This window comes from Lentzea guizhouensis, from assembly GCF_001701025.1.
Taxonomy (GTDB): Bacteria; Actinomycetota; Actinomycetes; order Mycobacteriales; family Pseudonocardiaceae; genus Lentzea; species Lentzea guizhouensis.
This window is the reverse complement of sequence record NZ_CP016793.1, coordinates 5301168-5320138: the sequence shown is the minus strand read 5'-3', so window position 1 is coordinate 5320138 and position 18971 is coordinate 5301168. Positions and strand designations below refer to the sequence as shown.

Sequence of the window (18971 nt, the reverse complement as noted above, 5' to 3'; positions counted from 1 at the left end):
TCAGACCCTCCTCAGCCCGGACACGGCGGCGCGCAGGGCTTCCTCGTCGGCGAGGGCGTCCTCGGGCAGGCCGGCGAGGAGCCGGTCGTAGGCGGAGAGGTCGAGCAGGCCGTGGCCGCTGACGCACACGAGCACGCCCTGCCGCGCCTTGCCGTCAGCACCACCCGCGCCACCGGCCGCCGCCGCATCGCCCGGGGCCACACCGCTCGTCGCGACCTCGATCGCCGCCGCCAGCGCGTGCCCGGACTCCGGCGCCGGCAGCACCAGCTCGCTCATCGCGAACACCCGTGCCGCCTCCAGCGCCGTCCGCTGCCCCACCGCGACCGCGTCCACCTGCCCGTGGTGCCGCATCGCCGAGATCACCTTCGCCGCACCGTGGAACCGCAGCCCCGCCGAGTGCGACGGCGGGATCCCGTACGACGAGCCGATCGTGTACATCGCCTCGACCGGCCCGGTGCCCGTCGCATCCGTGTGGTCGTAGGCGTAGACACCGCGGGTCAGCTTCGGCGTCGCCGACGACTCGACCGCCAGCAACCGCTCACCGGAACCCCGCGCGAAGAACGGCAGCGCGATCCCGCCGAAGTTCGACCCCGCCCCCACCGAGCCGACCACGACGTCGACCGGCTCCGGCAGCTGTTCCACGGCCTCCAGCCCGATCACCGTCTGGTGCAGGATCGAGTACGTCTCGCCGGACCCGATGCAGAACGCCCGCTTCGGGTCGGCCGCCGCGTACTCGACCGCCTCCCCGATCGCCAGCGCCAGGCTGTTCGCCTGCGCCCCGGACTGCCCGACCTCCGTCAGCGTGCTCGGCGACGCGTGCACCTCCGCCCCGAACAACCGCATCAGGCTGCCCCGGTAGGGCTTGTCCCGCAACGAACCGCCGACCATGAACACCGTGCAGGTCATCCCGAACGCAGCGCACGCCGCCGCCAGCGCCGTTCCCCACTGGCCCGCACCGGTGCCGGTGACCAGCTCGCGGAAGCCCGCTCGGTGGTAGTAGTGGGCCTGCGCCAGGGCGGTGTTCAGCTTGTGGCTGCCGGAGATGTTGCCGCCCTCGTACTTCACGTAGATCGGCACGCGGGCGCCGACCTCCTCCTCGAACCGCCGCGCCCGCCACAACGGCGACGGCCGGTACGACCGGTACCGCTCCAGCACCGGTTCCGGGATCTCCCAGAACTCTTTGGAGGACACCGACTGCCGCACCAGCTCCAACGGCAGCCCGGCGGTCACCGCACCGGACGAGGTCTCCGGCGTCAGGTCCGGCGGCAGGTCGTAAACCAGGTGCGGCAACACGCTCCGCCAGTGCGTGATCATTTTGGGCGTGGTCACGAGTCCACCGCCGTCGTGACCACGTCCACGATGTCCGCGACGGTCGTGAACTTGCGGCCGGCGAACAGGTCGTCCGGCAGCGTCACGTCCAGCTCGTCCTCCAGCTTCACCAGCATCCCGAGGAACCCCAGCGAGTTGATCCGCAGCAACGACCCGTTCAACGGCTCGTCGTCGGCCAGCTCGGAGGGGTCGAGCGCCAGCCGCGACTCGCGGATGACCAGCTTCTTCACGACGTACCCGATCTCAGCCGCCCTGATCTCAGCCGCCCCGATCTCACCCACGCAGCGCCCCCTCCCCCTCGATCACCCAGCTGTAGGTCAGCAACGCCGACAGGCCCACGGGCCCGCGCACGTGCAGCCGGCCCGTGCTGATCGACAGCTCCGGCCCGAGCGCCATGGTCGGGCCGTCGTGCAGCCGCAACGACCCGTTTACCACCAGCGCGGCCGCGTCCACGGTGTTCAGGAACCGCGTCACCACCGCACGATCGGAGGCGACGATTCCTTCGGTGTGCCCCGACCCGTACCGGCGGATGTGCGCGACGGCGTCGTCCACGGAGGACACCTGGTGCAGCGCGATCGTCCGGTCCAGGAACTCGCGGCCGTAGTCGTGCGCGTCCAGGTCGAGCTTCAACGCCCAGCCGTCCCGGGCCGCCTCGAAGGCCTCGACCAGCTCAGCGGCGATGTCCTCGTGCGCCAGCACCATTTCCAGGGTGTTGCACGCGGTCGGCTCCGGCAGCTTGCTGTCCAGTGCGATGGCCACCGCGAGCGGGACGTCCGCGCTGGCGTCCACGTACAGGTGGTTCACCCCGCCACCGGACGCGATCACCGGGATCGTCGACGCCGACAGGCAGTAGTCGATCAGCGAGGGGCTGCCGCGCGGGATCAGCGCGTCGATGACGTCGTGCCGCTTCAACAGCTCCCGCACCACGCGCCGGTCGTGGTCGGTGACGACCTGCACGATCCCGTCCGGCAGCCCGGCACGCGCCGCCGCCTCGGCCGCGATCCGGCCGAGCTCGGCGTTGGTGGCAGCCATCTCCTTGCCACCGCGCAGGATCACCGCGTTGCCGACCGCGACGGGCAGCAGCGCGCCCTCGATCGTGACCGTCGGCCGCGCTTCGTAGATCATCAGGAGCACGCCGAGCGGCTTGGCGATCCGGTTGCCGACCCGCCCGGTGACCCGCGGCAGCTCGGCGCGCACGTCCTCGGCCAGCTTCAGCAGCACGTCGAGGTGGCGCTGCGCCAGCGTGAGCCGGTCCAGCAGCTCACCGGTCAGGCCGGACTCGGCGCAGTCGGCGGCGTTCGCGGCCAGCACCCGCGTCCAGTCCTCCGTCAGACCGGCCGCGAGCTCGGAGCAGTAGTCGGCGTACCGGGGGTCACCCGGTGGCGGGGCGGCCACACGGGCCTGCGCCGCACTCGTCACCACATCCACTGGCCACCGTCCACGATCAGCTTCTGCCCGGTCACGTACGTGCCGTTCACGAGGAACTCGAGCCCGTCGGCGACGTCCTCGACGGTGCCCATCCGGCCGACCGGGATCTCCGAGATCACCTGGGCCCGCGCGACCGGGTCGTCCAGCCGGAACCGGGTGACCAGCTCGTCGGTCTCGGTCATGCCGGGGATCAGGCAGTTGACCCTGATCTTCGGGGCCAGCTCCAGCGCCAGGCACTTGGTCAGGTGCAGCAGACCGGCCTTGGACGCGCAGTAGTTGGCGCCGTTGGCCCGCGCCCGCATCCCGGTGGTGGCACCGACGTTGATGACGGTGCCCTCGTCCATCATCGGCACGAACGCCTTCGTCAGGTAGAACGCGCCGGACAGGTTGGTGTCGACGACGGTCTTCCAGTCCTGGACGGACAGGTCCAGGAAGGGTTTGTCGATGTTGACGCCGGCGTTGTTCACCAGCACCGAGATCGGGCCGATCTTGTCGGCGACGACGGCGACCGCGTCCGGGTCGGCCACGTCGACCTGGTAGGTCCGCAGTCCTGACGCCTCGGCGGCGGCCGAGTCCGACCGGTACAGCGCGACGACCTCGTAGCCGAGCTTGGTCAGGCGGCGGCTCAGCGCCAGCCCGATCCCGCGGGTTCCCCCGCTCACCACCGCGAGGCTCATGCCCGCACCCCCAGGAACGCGTCGAGTTGTGCCGTGAGCTCCGGCAGGTGGTCGGGGTCGAAGACCTCGTAGTGCGAGGCCGCCAGCGTGCCCGCGACGAGGTCGGGAGCCAGCTCGCGCCACCGGTCCGCGGCCGCGTCGCGGTCGCGGAAGTCGTCGTCCAGGCACATGAGCATCAGCACGCGGCCGGCGTACGTGCCGGTGCCGCGGTAGTCCGCGAGTGCCGCGACCTGCGCGTCGAACGTCGTCCGCACCCGTTCGGCGGTGGCCGGGTCCGGTCGCGGGCCGAGCATGCCGACGATGAACTCCCGCAGCTGCGCGTCACCCTCCACAGTGGAGAGTCGCGGCAACGGCGAGCTGTCCACCAGCACGAGGTCCGGCTCACCGGTCAGGCGCTGGCACAGCTCCCAGCCGATCGTGCCGCCGAGCGACCACCCGAACACCAGCTCGGGTTCGATCCCGGCCTCCGCCACCGCGTTCCGCGCCGAGTCCGCCATCTCCGCGATCGTGCGCTCGGGCTCCTCGTCGGGAACCAGGCCGGCGGCGCGGACGGCGTGCACGTTGTACCGCGCACCCAGGTGGGAGGCCAGGCGCAGGTACGGGTTGAGCCCGCCACCCGCGCCCGGCAGCAGGATCGCGGACGGCCTGTCGCCGCGCCGCACGAGTGTGATCAACCGGCCGAGCATCAGCCCGCCTTCCCGGCGCGGACCAGGCCGGCCAGCGTCGCGACGGTCGGCGAACCGAAGAAGTCGATCATCGGCACCGGGACGCCGTAGCGTTCCTGCACCTCGGCCAGGACCGTGAAGATGTTGAGCGAGTGGGCGCCGTACTCCAGCACCGGCCGGTCGCGCACGATCGGCTCGACGTTCAGCACGCCCGCCCAGATGCCGGCCAGCTCGCGCTCCAGCTCGTCCTCGTACTCGACGACCTCCGGTTCCGCCGGCGCCACCAGCAGCTCGTCGCTGCGGGCCACCAGCGCGTCCCGGTCGGTCTTGCCGGTCGGCGTCGTCGGCACGGTGTCCAGCTCGAACACCCACATCGGCACCATGTACGACGGCAGCGACCTCGACATCTCCGCCTTGATCGCGTCGGCGTCCAGCTCGCCCGACGGCACCACGAACAGCACGAGCTCGCGGTCCACGCCCTCGCCGCGCACGACCGCGACGGCCTGGTGCACCGAGGGGCAGCGGTTCGCGACGGTCTCGATCTCGCCCAGCTCGATCCGGTAGCCGCGGATCTTGACCTGGTCGTCGGCGCGGCCGAGGAACGTCAGCACGTCGTCGTCATCGCGCACGACCAGGTCGCCGGTGCGGTACATGGTGCCGTGTCCCGCGAACCGGTCCGCGACGAACCGCTGCGCCGTGATCTCCGGGTCGTTGACGTACCCGGTGGCCGGGCACAGCCCGCCCAGGTACAGCTCGCCGACCACTCCGGGCGGCGCCAGGTGCCCGGTCGCGTCCACGACGTAGGCCTCCACCCCTGGGTACGGCAGGCCGATCGGCACGTGCGCGGCCCACTCGTGGTTGCGGTACGACAACCGGTGCGAGGTCACGGCGTGCGTTTCCGTCGGCCCGTAGAGGTTCACGAGAACGCAGTGCTGGTGGCGTTCGAAGAACGTCCGCACCTCGTCGTCCACCATCAGCTGCTCACCGGAGACGCACAGGTAGCGCAGGTGCGGCAGCACGACCCCACGCGCGTTCGCCAGCTGCACCAACGGCCGCAGCGCCGCGACCGGCAGGTACACGTGCGTCACCTGCGTCGAGGCGATCCGGCTCAGCACCGCCGGGAACATCCGCCGGTCGGCCGGTTCGCGGGACACGATCGTGCCGCCCGCGACCAGCGTCGGGATGATCTCCTGGAACGACACGTCGAACCCGAGCGGCGCGTACTGCAGGAACCGGGTGTCGGAGTCCATGTGCAGCGCGGCGAGCTGCCACGAGGTCAGGTTCGCGAGCGGGCCGTGACCCATCTCGACGCCCTTGGGCTTGCCGGTCGACCCCGAGGTGTACATGACGTAGACCGGGTGCTCGGTGCTCTCCACCAGCGCCGCGTCCGGGCCGTCCAACGTGGACACGTCGGCGTCGCGGCCGATGACGAACTCGCAGCCGGCCTTCTCGATCATGTACGCGAGCCGTTCGTCCGGCAGCGTCGGGTCGAGCGGCAGGTACGCGGCGCCGCGGCGGAGGATCGCGAGGATGGCGATCGTGGTGTCGGCGAGGTCCTGGTTGACCAGCCCGACCACGTCACCGGCGCCGATCCCCTTGGCGGCCAGCCCGTTGGCGACCCGGCGGGCCGACGCGACCAGTTCGCGGTAGCTGAACGTGCGGTCCGGCGTCTCGATCGCGACGGCGTCCGGCTGCGCGGCGGCGACGTCCTCGACGATCGACGCGAACGAGCCGTCGGCGATCGGGCGGTGCCAGCCGTCGGTGCGTGGCACCGGCCAGTCGGTGAAGAGGCCGGACAACGCGACCGACGAGTCCGCGAGCGCACGCCGCATCGCCGAGCGCAACGACGTGAGCAGCCCGTCCGCGGTCGCCGGTGAGATCAGCTCGCGGTCGTACTCCAGCTCGAACTGCCAGTGCCCGTCGATCGGGGTCGCGCCCAGCCACAGGTCGAACTTCGCGTTGCCGTTGCCCAGCTCGTGCATCCGCAGCACCGAGCCGGTGGACTCGGAGAACGTGTCCTGCATCGCGAGCATCGCGGAGAACAGCGGGTTGCGGTTGTTCGACCGCTCCGGCCTGGCGTGCGCGACCAGCTGGTTGAACGTGATGTCCACATTGGACCGGCAGTGGTCGACCGCGCCCTTGACCACCTTGCCGAGGTGCTCGTCGACCGTGCGCGACCACTCGGCCTCGACGGTGACCGGCAGGGTGTTGACGAAGAACCCGCACAGGTCGAACGCGCCGATCGTGCGCCTGGCCATGAACGGGCTGCCGATCAGCACGCTGCCGACGTTGCCGTGCCGCGCCAGCACCAGCCCGTACATGCCGCTGAACACGACGAACGGCGTCACGTCCAGCCGGCGGCACAGGTCGGTGAGCGCCTTGCCCTCCTCCTTGGACATCGTCCAGCTGATCCGCGCGCCGCTGAACGAGGTGTAGGACGGGCGGCCGGGTCGTGGCGAGATCACCAGTGGCGGCACCTCGCGCAGCTGGGCCGCCCACTCCTCCGCCCGTGCCGCGACGCGTTCCGGGCTCGCGCTGCGGGTCTGCGCGGCGAGCTCCTTGCCGAACGCGATCTCGCGCGCCTCCCGCTTGGCCGCGAGCTCCTCCCGGGACAACGGCTTCGCCAGCGCGGCTTCGAGGTCGCGCACGAACGGCCCGAGCGAGATGCCGTCGAGGATGATGTGGTGGTCGGCCAGCAGCACCGCCGCCGCACTCCGGTCGGACGCCCGCACCAGCGCGAACCGGTAGGCGGGACCGCGGGCGAGGTCGAACGTCGGCCGGCCGATCTTCTGCGCGACGTCGGCGAGCGCCTGCTCGAACTCCCACGGCTGGACGGTCACGCGTTCCATCGGCAGCACGACCGGCGGTGGCGTGAGCGAGGCGTGCATCTGCGGCAGCGCGGCGAACACCTCGCGCATCGCCGGCTGGATCGTCACCAGCGTCAGCAACGCCCGCGACACGGCCTCGTCGCTCAGCGCCGGGTCGATGTCGAACCGGACGAGCTGGTTGTACAGCACGGAATCCGCCGGCGCGCCCGCGTCGACGACCAGCAGCCCCTTCTGGGACTCCGTCATCGGCAATCTCATGCCGCCCCCTCCAAGTCGCGCAGCCAGCCCTTCAGGTCCCCCACCGTGCGGAGGTCGACGAGCCGCGTGGCGTCGATCTCCGCGTCGTCGTCCGTCGCGACCTCGACCGCGAGCCGCAGCAGCGCGAGCGACTCCAGCCCGGCTTCCAGCAGCGGGGTGGAGTCGTCGAAGTCGGTCGACGCGTACCGGGCAATCACCGAATCCAGGTCGGACATGAACGCAAGCTTCAGCGGCGCCGATGTTTTCTCGATGTTCGCGCGATGGAATGTCGCTGTACGGGCTGGACAGGCCTGCGAGGTCGGGTAATAGTGAGTCACCCTGGAATGGAGAGGCAGCTCGTGCGCGCTCGCTGGACCGGTCACCACCTGCGGAAACACCGGTTCGAAGCCAGTGCTATCGCGTTTTCCGAGCTGCCCATTCGAAAACCAAATGGCCGAACGGACGGGGAACTGCCGTGAATTCACCCGACGAGCTGCGCCCTGCCACGGCGCGCCGCAACGAATGGTTGCTGGTGGCGTTCACCGGCACCACGAACATCGCGGACGCGGTCACGCGGGTCGCCCTGCCGCTGCTCACGGTCGGCATCACGACCTCGCCGATGGTCGTGACCGCGGTGGCCTCGCTGATGACGTTGCCGTGGCTGCTGACCTCGTTGCACATCGGTGTCTTCGTGGACCGCATGGACCGCCGCACGCTCATGATGGCCGCCGAGATGGCCCGCACGCTGTCGGTCGCGGCGATCCTGCTCGCGTACTTCTTCGAGATGGTCAACCTGCCGTTGATCTACCTCGTCGCACTGGTGCTCGGTCTCGCCGACGTGCTCGCAGGGGTGTCCGGCGCGGCGATCCTGCCGAACGCCATCCCGAAGAAGCGCTGGCAGAAGGTGTCCGAGCGGATCACCGGCCTGGAGTACCTCGCGAACGGCTTCCTGGGCACGCCGATCGGTGGTTTCCTGACGGCGGCGGGCTTCGCGATCGCGTTCGGCGTCTCCGGGCTCGTCTACGCCGTCGGTGCCCTGCTGCTGCTCTCGCTGGTCGGCAAGTTCAAGGTGGAGCCGACGACCGAGCGCAAGTCCGTCCACGCGGAGATCAAGGACGGCCTGGGGTTCCTGTTCGGCAACAAGCTCCTGCGCACGATGTCGTTGATGATCACGGTGATGGCGGCCTGCTGGGGTGCCTGGCTCGCGCTGATCCCGGTGTACGCGGTCGGCGGCCCGCTCGGGTTGTCCGCCGAGCAGTACGGCCTGCTGCTCACCTGGCTCGGCGCCGGTGGTGTGGTCGGGTCGCTGCTGGTCGGGCGGATCAACAAGCTGCTGGGCCGCCGCTGGTCGATGTTCGTCGACATCATCGGCTCGTTCGCGCTCGTCGCCGCGCCCGCGTTCCTGCCGGCCGAGCCGGGCAGCGCTTTCCTGATCGGCGCGGCGGCGTTCGTCGCGGGTGCCGGTGGTGTCATGTGGACGGCGAACTCGCGCGTGATCACGCAGACGTTCGTGCCCGCCGAGATGATGGGCCGCTACAGCGCCGCCGCGCGCATGATCGCCTGGGGTGCCTCGCCGATCGCGGCCTTCCTGTCCGGTGTGATCGCGCAGTTCGCCGGCTACCGCTGGGCGTTCGGCATCTTCGCCGCGCTGTGCCTGGCGATCGTCATCCCGTTCTTCCGGGTCGTCACGCCCGAGGCGGTGGCCGCGGTCGACCAGCCGGACGAGCCGGAAGACGCGGACGACAAGAAGGGCACGGAGGACAAGCCCGAGGAGGCGAAGGCGTGACCCTGTGGCAGCGCTTCGCCGCGACGGCGCGGCGTCACCCGGACGCGGTGGCGCTGGTCGCCGGGTCGTCGTGGACCTACGCCGACCTGCACGACCTGGTGCTGCGCACGGCCAGGCAGATCGTGTCGGACGCGGGTGACGTGCCCGTCTCCGTCGGGGTCGTGGCGACCCGGACCCTGGACGCCTACGTCGGGTACCTGGCCGGGTTGCGGCTGGGCGCGGGCGTGGTGCCGATCAGCCCGGACTGGCCGGCCGCGCGGGTGGCCGCGATCTGCTCCGCCGCGGGGGTCACGCACGTCGTGTCGGCGGTGGCGGCGGGAAAGCCGTGGGACGAGCCGTACTCCGGCGGGCTGGACGACGTGGCCTACACGCTGTTCACGTCCGGCTCGACCGGTTCGCCGAAGGGGGTGCCGATCCGGCACCGCAACGTGTCGGACTACCTGGACTACAACGTGGCCCGCTACGGCGTCGCACCGCAGTCCCGGCTGTCGCAGACGTTCGAGCTGACGTTCGACCCGTCCGTGTTCGACATGTTCGTCGCCTGGTCGGCCGGTGCGTCGGTGATCGTGGCGCGACCGGACGACAAGATGGCGCCCGTCCGGTTCGTGAACGACCACGAGATCACGCACTGGTTCTCGGTGCCGTCGGTCATCTCGCTGGCCCGGCGGTTGCGGCAGCTGCGCCCCGGAGTCATGCCCACACTGCAGTGGAGCCTGTTCGCGGGTGAGCAGCTGACGCTCGACGCGGCACGGGCGTGGTCCACCGCGGCACCCGCCTCGACGATCGAGAACCTCTACGGCCCAACGGAACTGACCGTCACGTGCACCGGTTACCGGCTGCCCGGGGTGTGGCCGGTGACGTCGAACGGGACCGTGCCGATCGGCGAGGTGTACCCGCACCTGTCGTTCGAGATCACCGAGGACGAGGAGCTCTGCGTCGGCGGGTCGCAGTGCTTCTCCGGGTACCTCGACCCCGACCAGAACGTCGGGCGGTTCCTCGGCGGCCGCTACCGCACCGGCGACCGGGTGCGGTGGGAGGACGGCGTGCTGGTGCACCACGGCCGGCTCGACGACCAGGTGAAGATCCACGGCTACCGGGTGGAGCTGGGCGAGATCGAGTCGGTGCTGCGGCGCCACCCGCTGGTGCACGACGTGGTGGTGCTGGCCGTCGGCGAGCTGCACGCCGTGTACACCGGCACGGCGCCGCCCGCCGAGCTGGAGGGTCTGGTCGCCGCCGAGCTGCCCTCGTACATGGTGCCGAGGACGTTCTCGCCGGTGTCCGGTTTCCCGTTGAACGACAACGGGAAGATCGACCGGCGCAAGCTCGCCTCCGACCTCGGGGAGGTGACGGGTGCGGTTCCGGATCCTCGGCGCGGTTGAGGTCTTCGACGGGTCGTCGTGGCGCACCATCGGGTCGGCGAAGCAACGCGCGCTGCTGGCGTCGTTGCTGCTCAACGCCAACCAGGTGGTGCCGGCGGACCGGTTGATCTCCGACCTGTGGCCCGACGGTCCGCCCGCGTCCGCCTCCGGGCTGCTGGCCGGGTACGTGTGGCGGTTGCGGCACGCGTTGCGCGACGACGGCGTGCTGCTGACCCGCGCGCCCGGCTACCAGCTGGCCGTGCCTTCCGGTGCGATGGACGTGCACTACTACGAAACCCTGGTGACGCAGGGACGTGCGGCCTCCGACCTGGAAGAGGCGGTGTCGGCGTTCACGCGGGCGCTGGCGGTGTTCCGGGACGTGCCGTACGCCGACGTGCCGCTGACGCCGTCCGTGCTGGCCGAACGGGCGCGGCTGGAGGAGTCGCAGCTGTCGGTCGTCGAGGCGCGCATCGACGCGGAGATCAAGCTGGACCGGCACGAGGCGTTGCTGCCGGAGCTGAAGCTGCTGGTGTCGCAGTTCCCGTTGCGCGAACGGCTGCACGCACACCTGATGCTGGTGCTGTACAAGTGCGGGCACCAGGCGGACGCACTGGGCACCTACCGGGACCTGCGCCGGCTGCTGGTGAACGAGCTGGGCATCGAGCCGTCGAAACCGTTGCGGGACCTGCAACAGCGCATCCTGCAGGAGGACCCGTCGCTGCTCGGCGCGGCGCCCGTGCGGGTCCGGCCGCGCACGCCACCCCCGCGCGGGCTGCTGATCGGCCGGTCGCGCGAGATCGCCGCGGTGGCCGGGTTGCTGGCCTCGGAACAGGTCTGCGCCGTGCACGGCCCGGTCGGCGTGGGCAAGACCGCACTGGCCGCGCACGCCGCGTTCTCGGTCGCCGCCCACTTCCCCGTCGGGGTCCTGCACTTCTCGTCCGCGGAGGCGCTGCACTCGTTGCCGCCGGGGGTGCTGGCGGTGCTCGACGACGTGCCGGACGTGGGCCAAGTCCCGGCCGGGGTGGGTGTGCTGGTCACGTCCCGCGGGCCGGTGCGGGGAGTGCCCGGACGCGCGCACGTCCACGTTGGACGGTTGCCCGGTGCGTCGGCCGTCGAGCTGTTGCGGTCGCACGTCGGTGACCGCGAGGGTCCGGCGGCCGAGATCGCCCGGCTGTGCGAGCACCTGCCGCTGGCGTTGCGACTGGTCGGCGACCGCCTGGCCACCCGCCCGGACTGGTCGCTGGCGGACTTCGCCGTGCGGCTGGCCGACCCGCGCCGGCGGCTGGACCTGCTGTCGTGGCAGGACATCAGCGTGCGCGACCGGTTGTCGACCGCCTGGGACGGCCTGACCTCGGCCGAGCGGTCGACGTTGCGGCTGCTGGGCGCGCTGGACCTGCCGGTGGTCGCGGCCGACACGATCGGCGCGTTGATCGGGCGGTCGGAGACCGAGGCCGCGATCATCGCCGAAGGGCTGGTCGACGCGGGCCTGGTCGACGCCTTGACGATCGACCGCTACCGGGTGCCCGACCTCGTGCGGTTGTTCGCGCGGGAACGCCAGGACGGCAACGCCGCGGCCGCGATCTCCCGCGTGGTCGAGCACTACGTGGCTCTGGTGGACCAGCGACGGTCCACAGCGGACCGCCGGGCCTGGTACCGCGGCGAGCTGGCCACGCTGCGGTCGCTCAGCCTGCACGACCGGTCGGACCGGCTGCACCAGGCCGTGGCGGGCCTGCTCGGCGGCCAGCGGGCCTGACCGGGCCGGTCCTCGGCTCCCCGATGGACCGCAGCAGCCGCACTCAGCGGAGAAGCGTTCCGGCTGCGAGCGCACACCGTCCACTTCGGACCAGCGCCGAGGCGGGCGCCCCGGCCCGCCTCGGCACCACCCACCGCGGCACCACCGTTCCCCGGCGGGCCGCGCTCACGGCTTGACGATCTCCAGCTGCAGCTCCGTCACCCAGTCCGCCGGGTCCCCGTCCCCGTAGTTCAGGTACACCTCCCGCGCGAACCCGTTCTGCCGGTACCCGTTGGCCTCGATCCACGTCGCCACCGCCTGGTAGGTGGCGTCGACGTCGTCCATCAGCCCGCGGTGCACGATCGTCGCCGCCTGCGCCAGCGCGGGCAGGTCCACGACCTCGAAGTCGTAGGCGTCGGACGGGTCGACCGACACCGTGACGCCGGCGCGCACGAGCACCGCGTCGCTCTCGGCCGGTTCGTAGGTCGCGATGCCGTAGCCGGTGATCGGCACGCCGGCGCGCTCCACGCGGGAGAGCAGCTCCGGGTACAGCGGCTGGATGACCGGGCCGATGTCCTCCGGGCCGTAGGAGGCGGCGGTGGCGGTCAGCCTGGCGATCCGGGCGGACGGGACGGGCTTCACAACGACGTCGTCGGCAGGCATGGCGCCTTCCTTCTCGATGGCGCGGAGACGTGCCTCCACCCGGCGCAACCGGGCCGAGTCCGCGACGATCTGCTGCCGCAGCTCGGCCCGCCGCAGCGACAGCATGCCGTGCAGCTGCTCGACGCTCAGCTCCTCGTCGAGCATCACGCGGACCTGTTCGAGCGTCAGACCGAGGTCCTTCAGCGCGACCAGGCGGTTGAGCCGGTGCAGCTGGGCGGCGGTGTAGAAGCGGTAGCCGGAGCCGGGATCGACGTGGGCCGGTGGGAGCAACCCCACCGCGTCGTAATGGCGCAGCATCCGCACCGACACACGCCCCAGATGGGCGAAGTCTCCGATGGTGAACATGACTGCTCCTGTGTAGGGGCTGACACGGTGTCAGGGTCAAGAAATGATGGTTTGAGCAGCGCGCCGGGTGCGCATCCTGGGGCGTTGACGAGAGGTGGCGCATGACGTTCGCACATCCGGCGCTGTTCTACTCCGACGAGGAGTCCTACATCGACGGCATCGTCCCCTTCGTCGTGGAGGGCCTGGCGAACGCCGAACCCGTCGTCATCGCGGTGCCCAGCCGCAGCCTCGGGCTGCTCAGGGAGGCGCTCAGCGGGTTCGCCCACCTCGTGACCTTCATCGACCTGGCGGACACCGGCCGCAACCCCGGCCGGATCATCCCCGACCTGCGCGCGTTCGCCGACCGGCACCGCGGGCCGTTGCGGATCATCGCCGAACCGGTGTGGGAGGGGCGCAGCGAGGTCGAGTACCCGGCCTGCGCGCTGCACGAGGCACTGGTGAACTACGCGTTCAGCGGCCGTGACCTCAGCATCCTCTGCCCGTACAACACCACCACGCTCAGCCACGACATCCTGGCCGACGCCGAGAAGACCCACCCGGTCGTGATCGACGCCGGCGGTCACCGTCCCAGTGACCACTTCCACCCCGCACGGGTCGTCGTCGCAGCGCACACCATGCCGCTGCTCATCCCGGAGGGCGCCGCCAGCACGAGCGTCGGTGCCGGGGCGATGGCGGCGGTGCGGGCGTTCGCGCGCGAGCAGGCCACGAAGCTCGGTCTCGCGCCCGATCGCGTCGACGACTTCGCACTCGTGGTCACGGAACTCGCGACCAACAGCGTCCGGCACGGCGGCGGCGAGAGCACCGTCCGGGTCTGGACCGAAAGCGAAAGCATTGTTTGCCAAGTCAACGACAACGGCCACATCACCGACGTTCTGGCCGGACGCACACCTGTTCACGCAAACGATCCAGGCGGTCGCGGTCTGTTGCTGGTCAACCGTTTGGCGGACCTCGTGCGCACCCAAACGACGTCGTCGGGCACTGCAATCCAGGTCAGATTCGACCTGGGGAACAAAAAGGCAACGTGATCGACATACATTTGGCCGATCTCGTTATAGCTTGGGCACGTGCACGACGAAGGAGCGACGGAAATCGGTTACACGGGGGCACGTTTCGGGTCTCCGGCGACTCGTAGACGCTTGCGCGGCGATGCAAGGGACGACGCGAGCGGTATGGAGACGCAACAACTACCCCGTCAGCAACCGTTGCGCCAACGACCGCCGGAACCGCATCCGGAGTGGCCGATGCAGGAAGAAGAACCTCAGGTGCCGGCGCGGGACAGCGCGCTGGTCCGTCCTTATGCCCGCACCGGCGGCCGCACGGCGGCCCGCCACGACCTCCGGCTGGAGACGCTGCTCTCGACCGACGAGGACCGCCTGCACCGGGCGACCGCGGAACAGGTCCAGATGCTGAGGCTGTGCCTGCAGCCGCGGTCGGTCGCGGAGATCTCGGCGCTCATGAAGATCCCGCTCGGGGTGACGCGGGTGCTGCTGAGCGACCTGATCACGCTGAACCTGGTCGCCGTGCACGAGCCGGGCGACAAGCCGAACATGGCGCTGCTGGAACGAGTTCTCTCGGGTCTGCGGCGGCTGTGACGGCGGAACCGCTCGATCGGCCAACGCGCGGAATCGCGCCAGGTCACCGATAATCAGACCGTGGCGACCCCGAGCGACGAGTTCGAACCGACCCGGCAGTCCGAACTGGCGGAACGGCCGGAGCGGACTCCTCCGACGACCCCGATCAAGACCCCTCCGGCGAGCCCACCGGGGGTGACGCCGGGGGCCGCGGCGAAGAAGCCGCGGCCGACCAGGGTCAGCGGTGCGTGGGTGGCGGTGCTGGTCGCGATCGTGGTGTCGATCTTCCTGCTGGTCTTCATCCTGCAGAACGGCGACGACGCCACCATCCACTTCCTGTGGGTCCAGAGCACGTTGCCGCTCGGTGTGGCGCTGCTGTTCGGGGCGATCGGCGGAGCGCTGCTGGTGGCGGTGGTCGGCGCGGCCCGGATCATGCAGCTGCGCCGCCAGGCCAAGCGCTCGGTCACCCCTGGTCGTCCCGAGACCTCATCACCAGCTCGACGCGAGAGCTGATCCCGAGCTTGCGGAAGATCTTGCGCAGGTGGAAGTTCACCGTGTGCGGTGACATGAACAGCTGCGTCGAGATCTGCCGGTTCGTCTGACCCTTGGCGACCAGGTTCGCGATGGCCCGTTCGGTGTCGTCCAGACTGGACCATCCGGACGAAGGTCGCGCCGGAGCGGCACGACGCCGCCTGCCGAGCTTGCGCAGCCGGCCCAGCACGCGGGCGCTGTCCCGGGACGCGCCGATCTCGCGGTAGAGACCGAGCGCGTTCTCCAGCGCCTTGACCGACGCCGCGCGGTCCGACGGTGCGAGCAACGTGCCCAGGTCCTCGGCCGCGTTCGCCCGTGCCCACGGGTCCCGGTGCGCGGCGGCCTGCTCCAGCAACGTCGCGTCGCCGTCGACCAGGCCACGTGCGTGCAGCGCGGCCGCGGCGACCGCGGAAACCCGGGTTCTCCTCGGCCAGCCGCTCCACCCGGTCGACGACGGCCCCGGCCAGCCGCTCGTCGCCCGCCTCCACGGCCCTGCGCACGAACCACCCGGCCGCCCGCGGTTCCTCGGCGAACAACCCGGAGGAGACCAGGCCTGCACAGGTGCCGGTCAGCAGCCCGAGTGCCTGGTCAAGCCCACGGCCCACGTGGGTGACGAGCACGTCCGCCCACTGGTAGTAGGCGCGGGAGAAGAGGATCCCGTCGGCCGACACGAGCGCGCGGTACCGCTCGACGTGCTCGACCGCCGCCGGCAGGTCGCCGGTGTGGAGCGCGACCATGGCGAGCACCACCAGCGCCGGGGCGAGCAGCGTGGTGTGCCCGGTGTCCTCCGCGGTGGTGAGCGCGGTGCGGGCCGCGCCGGCCGCCTCCTCGATCCGCCCTTCCTGCAACAGGATCCGCGCCTGCACGAGGGTGGTCAGCAGCTCCCTGGTGACGACGGCGGACGGCCCGCTGCGCACCCGGCGCAGCACGCCCTCGGCCTCGTCGAACTCGCGCAGCCCGGAGTGCAGGTTCGCGAGCAGCAGCTGCGGGTACGCGCACAGGTCGTGCGACGACACGCATCGCGCGGCCTGGCGGGCCAGCTCCAGCGCGACGCCCGGCTGTCCGGCGTCACGGGCGATCGCCGCGAGGACGGCCAGCGCGGTGGCCAGCACGTCGTCCGGCGCTCCGTGGTGGGTGCGCACGACCTCCTCGGCCAGCTCACCGGCGCGGCGCCGGTCGTGCCCGAGCAACGCCATCAGCCTGGTGATCTCCACCCACGGCACGAGATCGGTGGCCAGGTCTGGTTCGCCGAGCAGTGCGTCGGAGATCTCGACCGCCTCGCCGTGCTGCTGGGCCAGCACCGCCGTGACCGCCACGCAGTGCCGCAGCTTGGCCGCGCTCGCCGCGGGCACCTGACGCGACAACGCCTCCCGCGCCAGCTCCTGTGCCGCGGCGAGCCTGCCCGCCGCGGTCAGCGCCCTCACCGCGGTCACCGTCCGGCGCACCAGCGACGGCGAGGTCTGGTCGGTGAGCTCCAACGCCCGCACCGCGAGCTCGGCGGAGGCGTCCGGTGCCTGCCACAGCACGGCTTTCGCCGCCGCGGCCAGGCCGTCGACCGACCGCACGTCACCACGCTCGGCACCGTGCAGCAGGTGCCGGGCGGCCACGACGGCGGAGTCCCCGCGCCCCAGCAGCATGTCGCCGGCCTCGCGGTGCAACGCGCGCCGCACGGGTGCGGGCACCGAGTCGGCGACCAGCCGCCAGAGCAGCTCGTGCCGGAACGCCAGCCGGTCCTCGTGCACGGCCACCACCCCGGCGGCGATGACCTCGTCCAACGCCGGCAACAGGATCGCGGTGCTGGAGGCGAGCAGCTCGGCGACGTCACCGGGTTCGAACCGCCGGCCGAGCACGGACGCGACCTGCAGGAGGTGCCTGGCCTTGCCGCTCAACGCGGTGACCCGGTCCCGGAGCAGCGCTTCCGCCTGGCGCGGGGCGCAGTCGGTGCGCAGCGAGGCGTGTGCCGCGGTGACGACGACCTGACCGTCGTCGCACAGTGCCGTGACGAGGCGGATGAGCGCGGCGGGGTTGCCCTGGGCGGTCGCGGCCAGCGCGCACAGGTCGTGGTCGGGAGCCCCACCGGTGAGGTCGGCGACGAGCTCCGCGACCACGTCGTCGGGCAACGGGCGCAGCTCGATGCGGGCCGCGGTGCGGGCGAGTGCGGCGAACAGGCGGTCGGTGCCCTCGCCGCCGCGCCGGGCGAGCAGCCAGACCACCTTCTTCTGCTCGAAGGCGGGGAGCAGTGCGCGCAACGCGGCGAGGGTGCCCGGCTCGGCCAGGTGGAGGTCGTCGAGCACCACCAGCGTGGGCCCGTCCGGTTCGCGTTCGGCCAGGCGCGCCAACAGGAACGGCTGGTCCAGCTCGTCCCGCGCGGTCACGACCGCGAAGCCGCGGCGTGCGGCCAGTGCGGCCGCCTCCGCCAGCAGCCTGGTCTTCCCGGTGCCCGCCGCACCGTCGACCAGCACCACGCCGGCACCCGTGTCCAGCACACCGCCGAGGAGCTCCCGTTCCCCTTCGCGGCCGCGGAACACCCCGTCCCGATTCCCCGACAACCGATTTTCCTCTCGCTCCGCGGCGGCGGAGGACAAACGCCGTACGACCACGCCGAGCCGCACCACGCCTCCCCCGGCGCAGCACGGTTGGTCCGCCTGGCCGACCAGACGGCTCCCCTCGTGGCTGCCTCTACCCATTCGAGTAGTTGCCTGGCGGATCATACGGGTGAGCACCCTGTTGAGACGTCCATAGCGCATCTACCTTTACCTGGGCAAGTGGCGCGCTTTCTCCTAGCATCATTTCTGCTGATCCTTTCACCCACGGCTGCGGAGAGATCTTGGAAAACCGGCTGAAAGCGTGGTGTGCCGGAATCAGCGATCAGGTGGCGCAGGGCACGACGACGATCGTGGAAGGCGCTCCGGGTACGGGCAAGACCGCGGTGCTGGACGCCGTCGCCGCGCACTGGGAAGCCTCCGGCAGACATGTCGTGCGCGCCCGCGGAAGTGCTCTGGAAATCGATTTACTTTTTGGCGTGGTGGCTCAGCTGTTCGATTTGGCGGATCCCGCGGTCGTGCCTCCGGAGGCGCTGCCGGCCCTCCGGTTGACGGCGCCGGCGGCCGACTTCCCGGTGCTGCAGGGCGTGTACCGGCTCGCCACGGCTCTCGCCGGTGCCTCCGGGCTGCTCGTCGTGGTGGACGACGCGCACTGGGCGGACACGGCGTCGTTGCGGTGGCTCGCCTACCTGGCACTGCGGGTGCCAGGGCTGCCGATCGCGGTCGTGCTGGCCGTCGGCGCCGGTGAACGCGTGGACGACCCGTCGTTCGGCGAAATCACGGCGGGCAGTCGGCGGGTGGTGCTGGGGAGCCTGTCGCAGGCCGAGGTGGCGGGCCTGGTGTCGGAGGCGCTCGGTGCGGCGGCGCCGGAGTTCGTCGCCGCCTGCCAGGACGCGACCGGCGGCAACCCGTTGCTGACCGTGCGGCTGCTGCGGGCGCTGGCCGAGGACGGCGTGCCGCCGACGGCGGAGGCGGCCTGGCGGGTCGCGGACCGCGGTGCGGAGGTGGCCGGGGAGGTCGTGGTGGCCCGGCTGCGGCGCGACCGGCGGCGGTGGTGACGGCGGCGCACTGCCTGGCGGTGCTCGGACCGGCACCGCATCCGGGGTGCTGGCGGAGCTGGCCGGGGTGAGCCCGGCCGAGCTGGCGGAGGCGGTGCGGACGGTGGAACTGCTCGGGCTGGCAGGACCTGCAGCAGCGGGCACGGCAGCACGGCCGGCAGTGGCAGGCGCGGACGTGGTGACCGCTTTCCCCCTCGGATGGCGACCGACATCGCGACCG

General features: G+C 71.4%; 17 protein-coding genes. 8 read left to right on the top strand and 9 right to left on the bottom strand.

From position 1 onward, the window contains the following. The 7 genes from BBK82_RS26270 to BBK82_RS26240 are packed head-to-tail and all read right to left on the bottom strand — an operon-like array spanning position 1 to position 7400. Positions 1 to 1329 (bottom strand): TrpB-like pyridoxal phosphate-dependent enzyme, encoded by a 1329-nt coding sequence (locus tag BBK82_RS26270; protein WP_218920338.1) that lies wholly within the window; start codon positions 1327 to 1329, stop codon positions 1 to 3. Further along, entirely contained in the window at positions 1326 to 1610 is a 285-nt protein-coding gene (locus tag BBK82_RS26265) for an acyl carrier protein (protein ID WP_237047582.1), read from the bottom strand. Before BBK82_RS26265 ends, BBK82_RS26270 begins: the two co-directional genes overlap by 4 nt. Beyond that, entirely contained in the window at positions 1603 to 2757 is a 1155-nt protein-coding gene (locus BBK82_RS26260) for a glutamate-5-semialdehyde dehydrogenase (RefSeq protein ID WP_065917399.1), read from the bottom strand. The genes BBK82_RS26265 and BBK82_RS26260 overlap by 8 nt, the downstream gene beginning before the upstream one ends. Then, positions 2745 to 3434, bottom strand: coding sequence for an SDR family NAD(P)-dependent oxidoreductase (locus BBK82_RS26255; RefSeq protein ID WP_065917398.1), 690 nt, complete (start codon positions 3432 to 3434; stop codon positions 2745 to 2747). The genes BBK82_RS26260 and BBK82_RS26255 overlap by 13 nt, the downstream gene beginning before the upstream one ends. After that, positions 3431 to 4108, bottom strand: coding sequence for an alpha/beta fold hydrolase (locus BBK82_RS26250; protein WP_218920337.1), 678 nt, complete (start codon positions 4106 to 4108; stop codon positions 3431 to 3433). Before BBK82_RS26250 ends, BBK82_RS26255 begins: the two co-directional genes overlap by 4 nt. A gap of 11 nt (positions 4109 to 4119) precedes the next feature. Beyond that, complete coding sequence (locus tag BBK82_RS26245) at positions 4120 to 7173, bottom strand: non-ribosomal peptide synthetase (protein ID WP_218920336.1); 3054 nt, start codon at positions 7171 to 7173, stop codon at positions 4120 to 4122. A gap of 8 nt (positions 7174 to 7181) precedes the next feature. Then, on the bottom strand, positions 7182 to 7400 hold the full coding sequence (locus tag BBK82_RS26240) for a phosphopantetheine-binding protein (protein ID WP_065917395.1): 219 nt from the start codon (positions 7398 to 7400) through the stop codon (positions 7182 to 7184). A 239-nt stretch (positions 7401 to 7639) separates the two neighbouring features. Between BBK82_RS26240 and BBK82_RS26235 the strand changes: the two genes are divergently transcribed. Genes BBK82_RS26235 through BBK82_RS26225 form a run of 3 tightly spaced genes read left to right on the top strand, consistent with a single transcriptional unit; the run spans position 7640 to position 12061 of the window. Further along, positions 7640 to 8950 (top strand): MFS transporter, encoded by a 1311-nt coding sequence (locus tag BBK82_RS26235; protein ID WP_218920335.1) that lies wholly within the window; start codon positions 7640 to 7642, stop codon positions 8948 to 8950. Continuing rightward, complete coding sequence (locus BBK82_RS26230; RefSeq protein ID WP_065917393.1) at positions 8947 to 10329, top strand: AMP-binding protein; 1383 nt, start codon at positions 8947 to 8949, stop codon at positions 10327 to 10329. Before BBK82_RS26235 ends, BBK82_RS26230 begins: the two co-directional genes overlap by 4 nt. Next, positions 10301 to 12061, top strand: a complete 1761-nt coding sequence (locus BBK82_RS26225) for an AfsR/SARP family transcriptional regulator (RefSeq protein ID WP_065917392.1) — start codon at positions 10301 to 10303, stop codon at positions 12059 to 12061. The genes BBK82_RS26230 and BBK82_RS26225 overlap by 29 nt, the downstream gene beginning before the upstream one ends. A gap of 165 nt (positions 12062 to 12226) precedes the next feature. Here the strand turns inward: BBK82_RS26225 and BBK82_RS26220 are convergent, their stop codons facing one another. Beyond that, positions 12227 to 13048 carry a MerR family transcriptional regulator gene (locus tag BBK82_RS26220; protein ID WP_065917391.1) on the bottom strand — a complete coding sequence of 274 codons (822 nt, stop codon included), beginning with the start codon at positions 13046 to 13048 and terminating at the stop codon, positions 12227 to 12229. A gap of 101 nt (positions 13049 to 13149) precedes the next feature. On the opposite strand from BBK82_RS26220, the gene BBK82_RS26215 reads away from it, so the two are divergent. The 3 genes from BBK82_RS26215 to BBK82_RS56360 all read left to right on the top strand — a co-directional run bounded on the left by BBK82_RS26215 (position 13150) and on the right by BBK82_RS56360 (position 15132). Next, on the top strand, positions 13150 to 14073 hold the full coding sequence (locus BBK82_RS26215; protein WP_065917390.1) for an anti-sigma factor RsbA family regulatory protein: 924 nt from the start codon (positions 13150 to 13152) through the stop codon (positions 14071 to 14073). A 216-nt stretch (positions 14074 to 14289) separates the two neighbouring features. Beyond that, complete coding sequence (locus BBK82_RS26210) at positions 14290 to 14640, top strand: DUF742 domain-containing protein (protein WP_065917389.1); 351 nt, start codon at positions 14290 to 14292, stop codon at positions 14638 to 14640. Positions 14641 to 14700: 60 nt separating this feature from the next. After that, positions 14701 to 15132 (top strand): LapA family protein, encoded by a 432-nt coding sequence (locus tag BBK82_RS56360; RefSeq protein WP_335617976.1) that lies wholly within the window; start codon positions 14701 to 14703, stop codon positions 15130 to 15132. On the opposite strand, the gene BBK82_RS52790 is transcribed toward BBK82_RS56360, so the two are convergent. Further along, positions 15083 to 15340: a helix-turn-helix domain-containing protein gene (locus tag BBK82_RS52790; RefSeq protein ID WP_237048428.1), complete on the bottom strand. Its 258-nt coding sequence runs from the start codon at positions 15338 to 15340 to the stop codon at positions 15083 to 15085. The genes BBK82_RS56360 and BBK82_RS52790 overlap by 50 nt on opposite strands. 415 nt (positions 15341 to 15755) lie before the next feature. On the opposite strand from BBK82_RS52790, the gene BBK82_RS50530 reads away from it, so the two are divergent. Both BBK82_RS50530 and BBK82_RS56020 read left to right on the top strand, forming a co-directional pair. Beyond that, positions 15756 to 17993 (top strand): hypothetical protein, encoded by a 2238-nt coding sequence (locus tag BBK82_RS50530; protein ID WP_154697500.1) that lies wholly within the window; start codon positions 15756 to 15758, stop codon positions 17991 to 17993. After that, a complete protein-coding gene (locus BBK82_RS56020; RefSeq protein WP_170067964.1) occupies positions 17978 to 18751 on the top strand; it encodes an AAA family ATPase in 774 nt (257 codons plus the stop codon). Before BBK82_RS50530 ends, BBK82_RS56020 begins: the two co-directional genes overlap by 16 nt. Positions 18752 to 18971 lie beyond the last annotated feature (220 nt).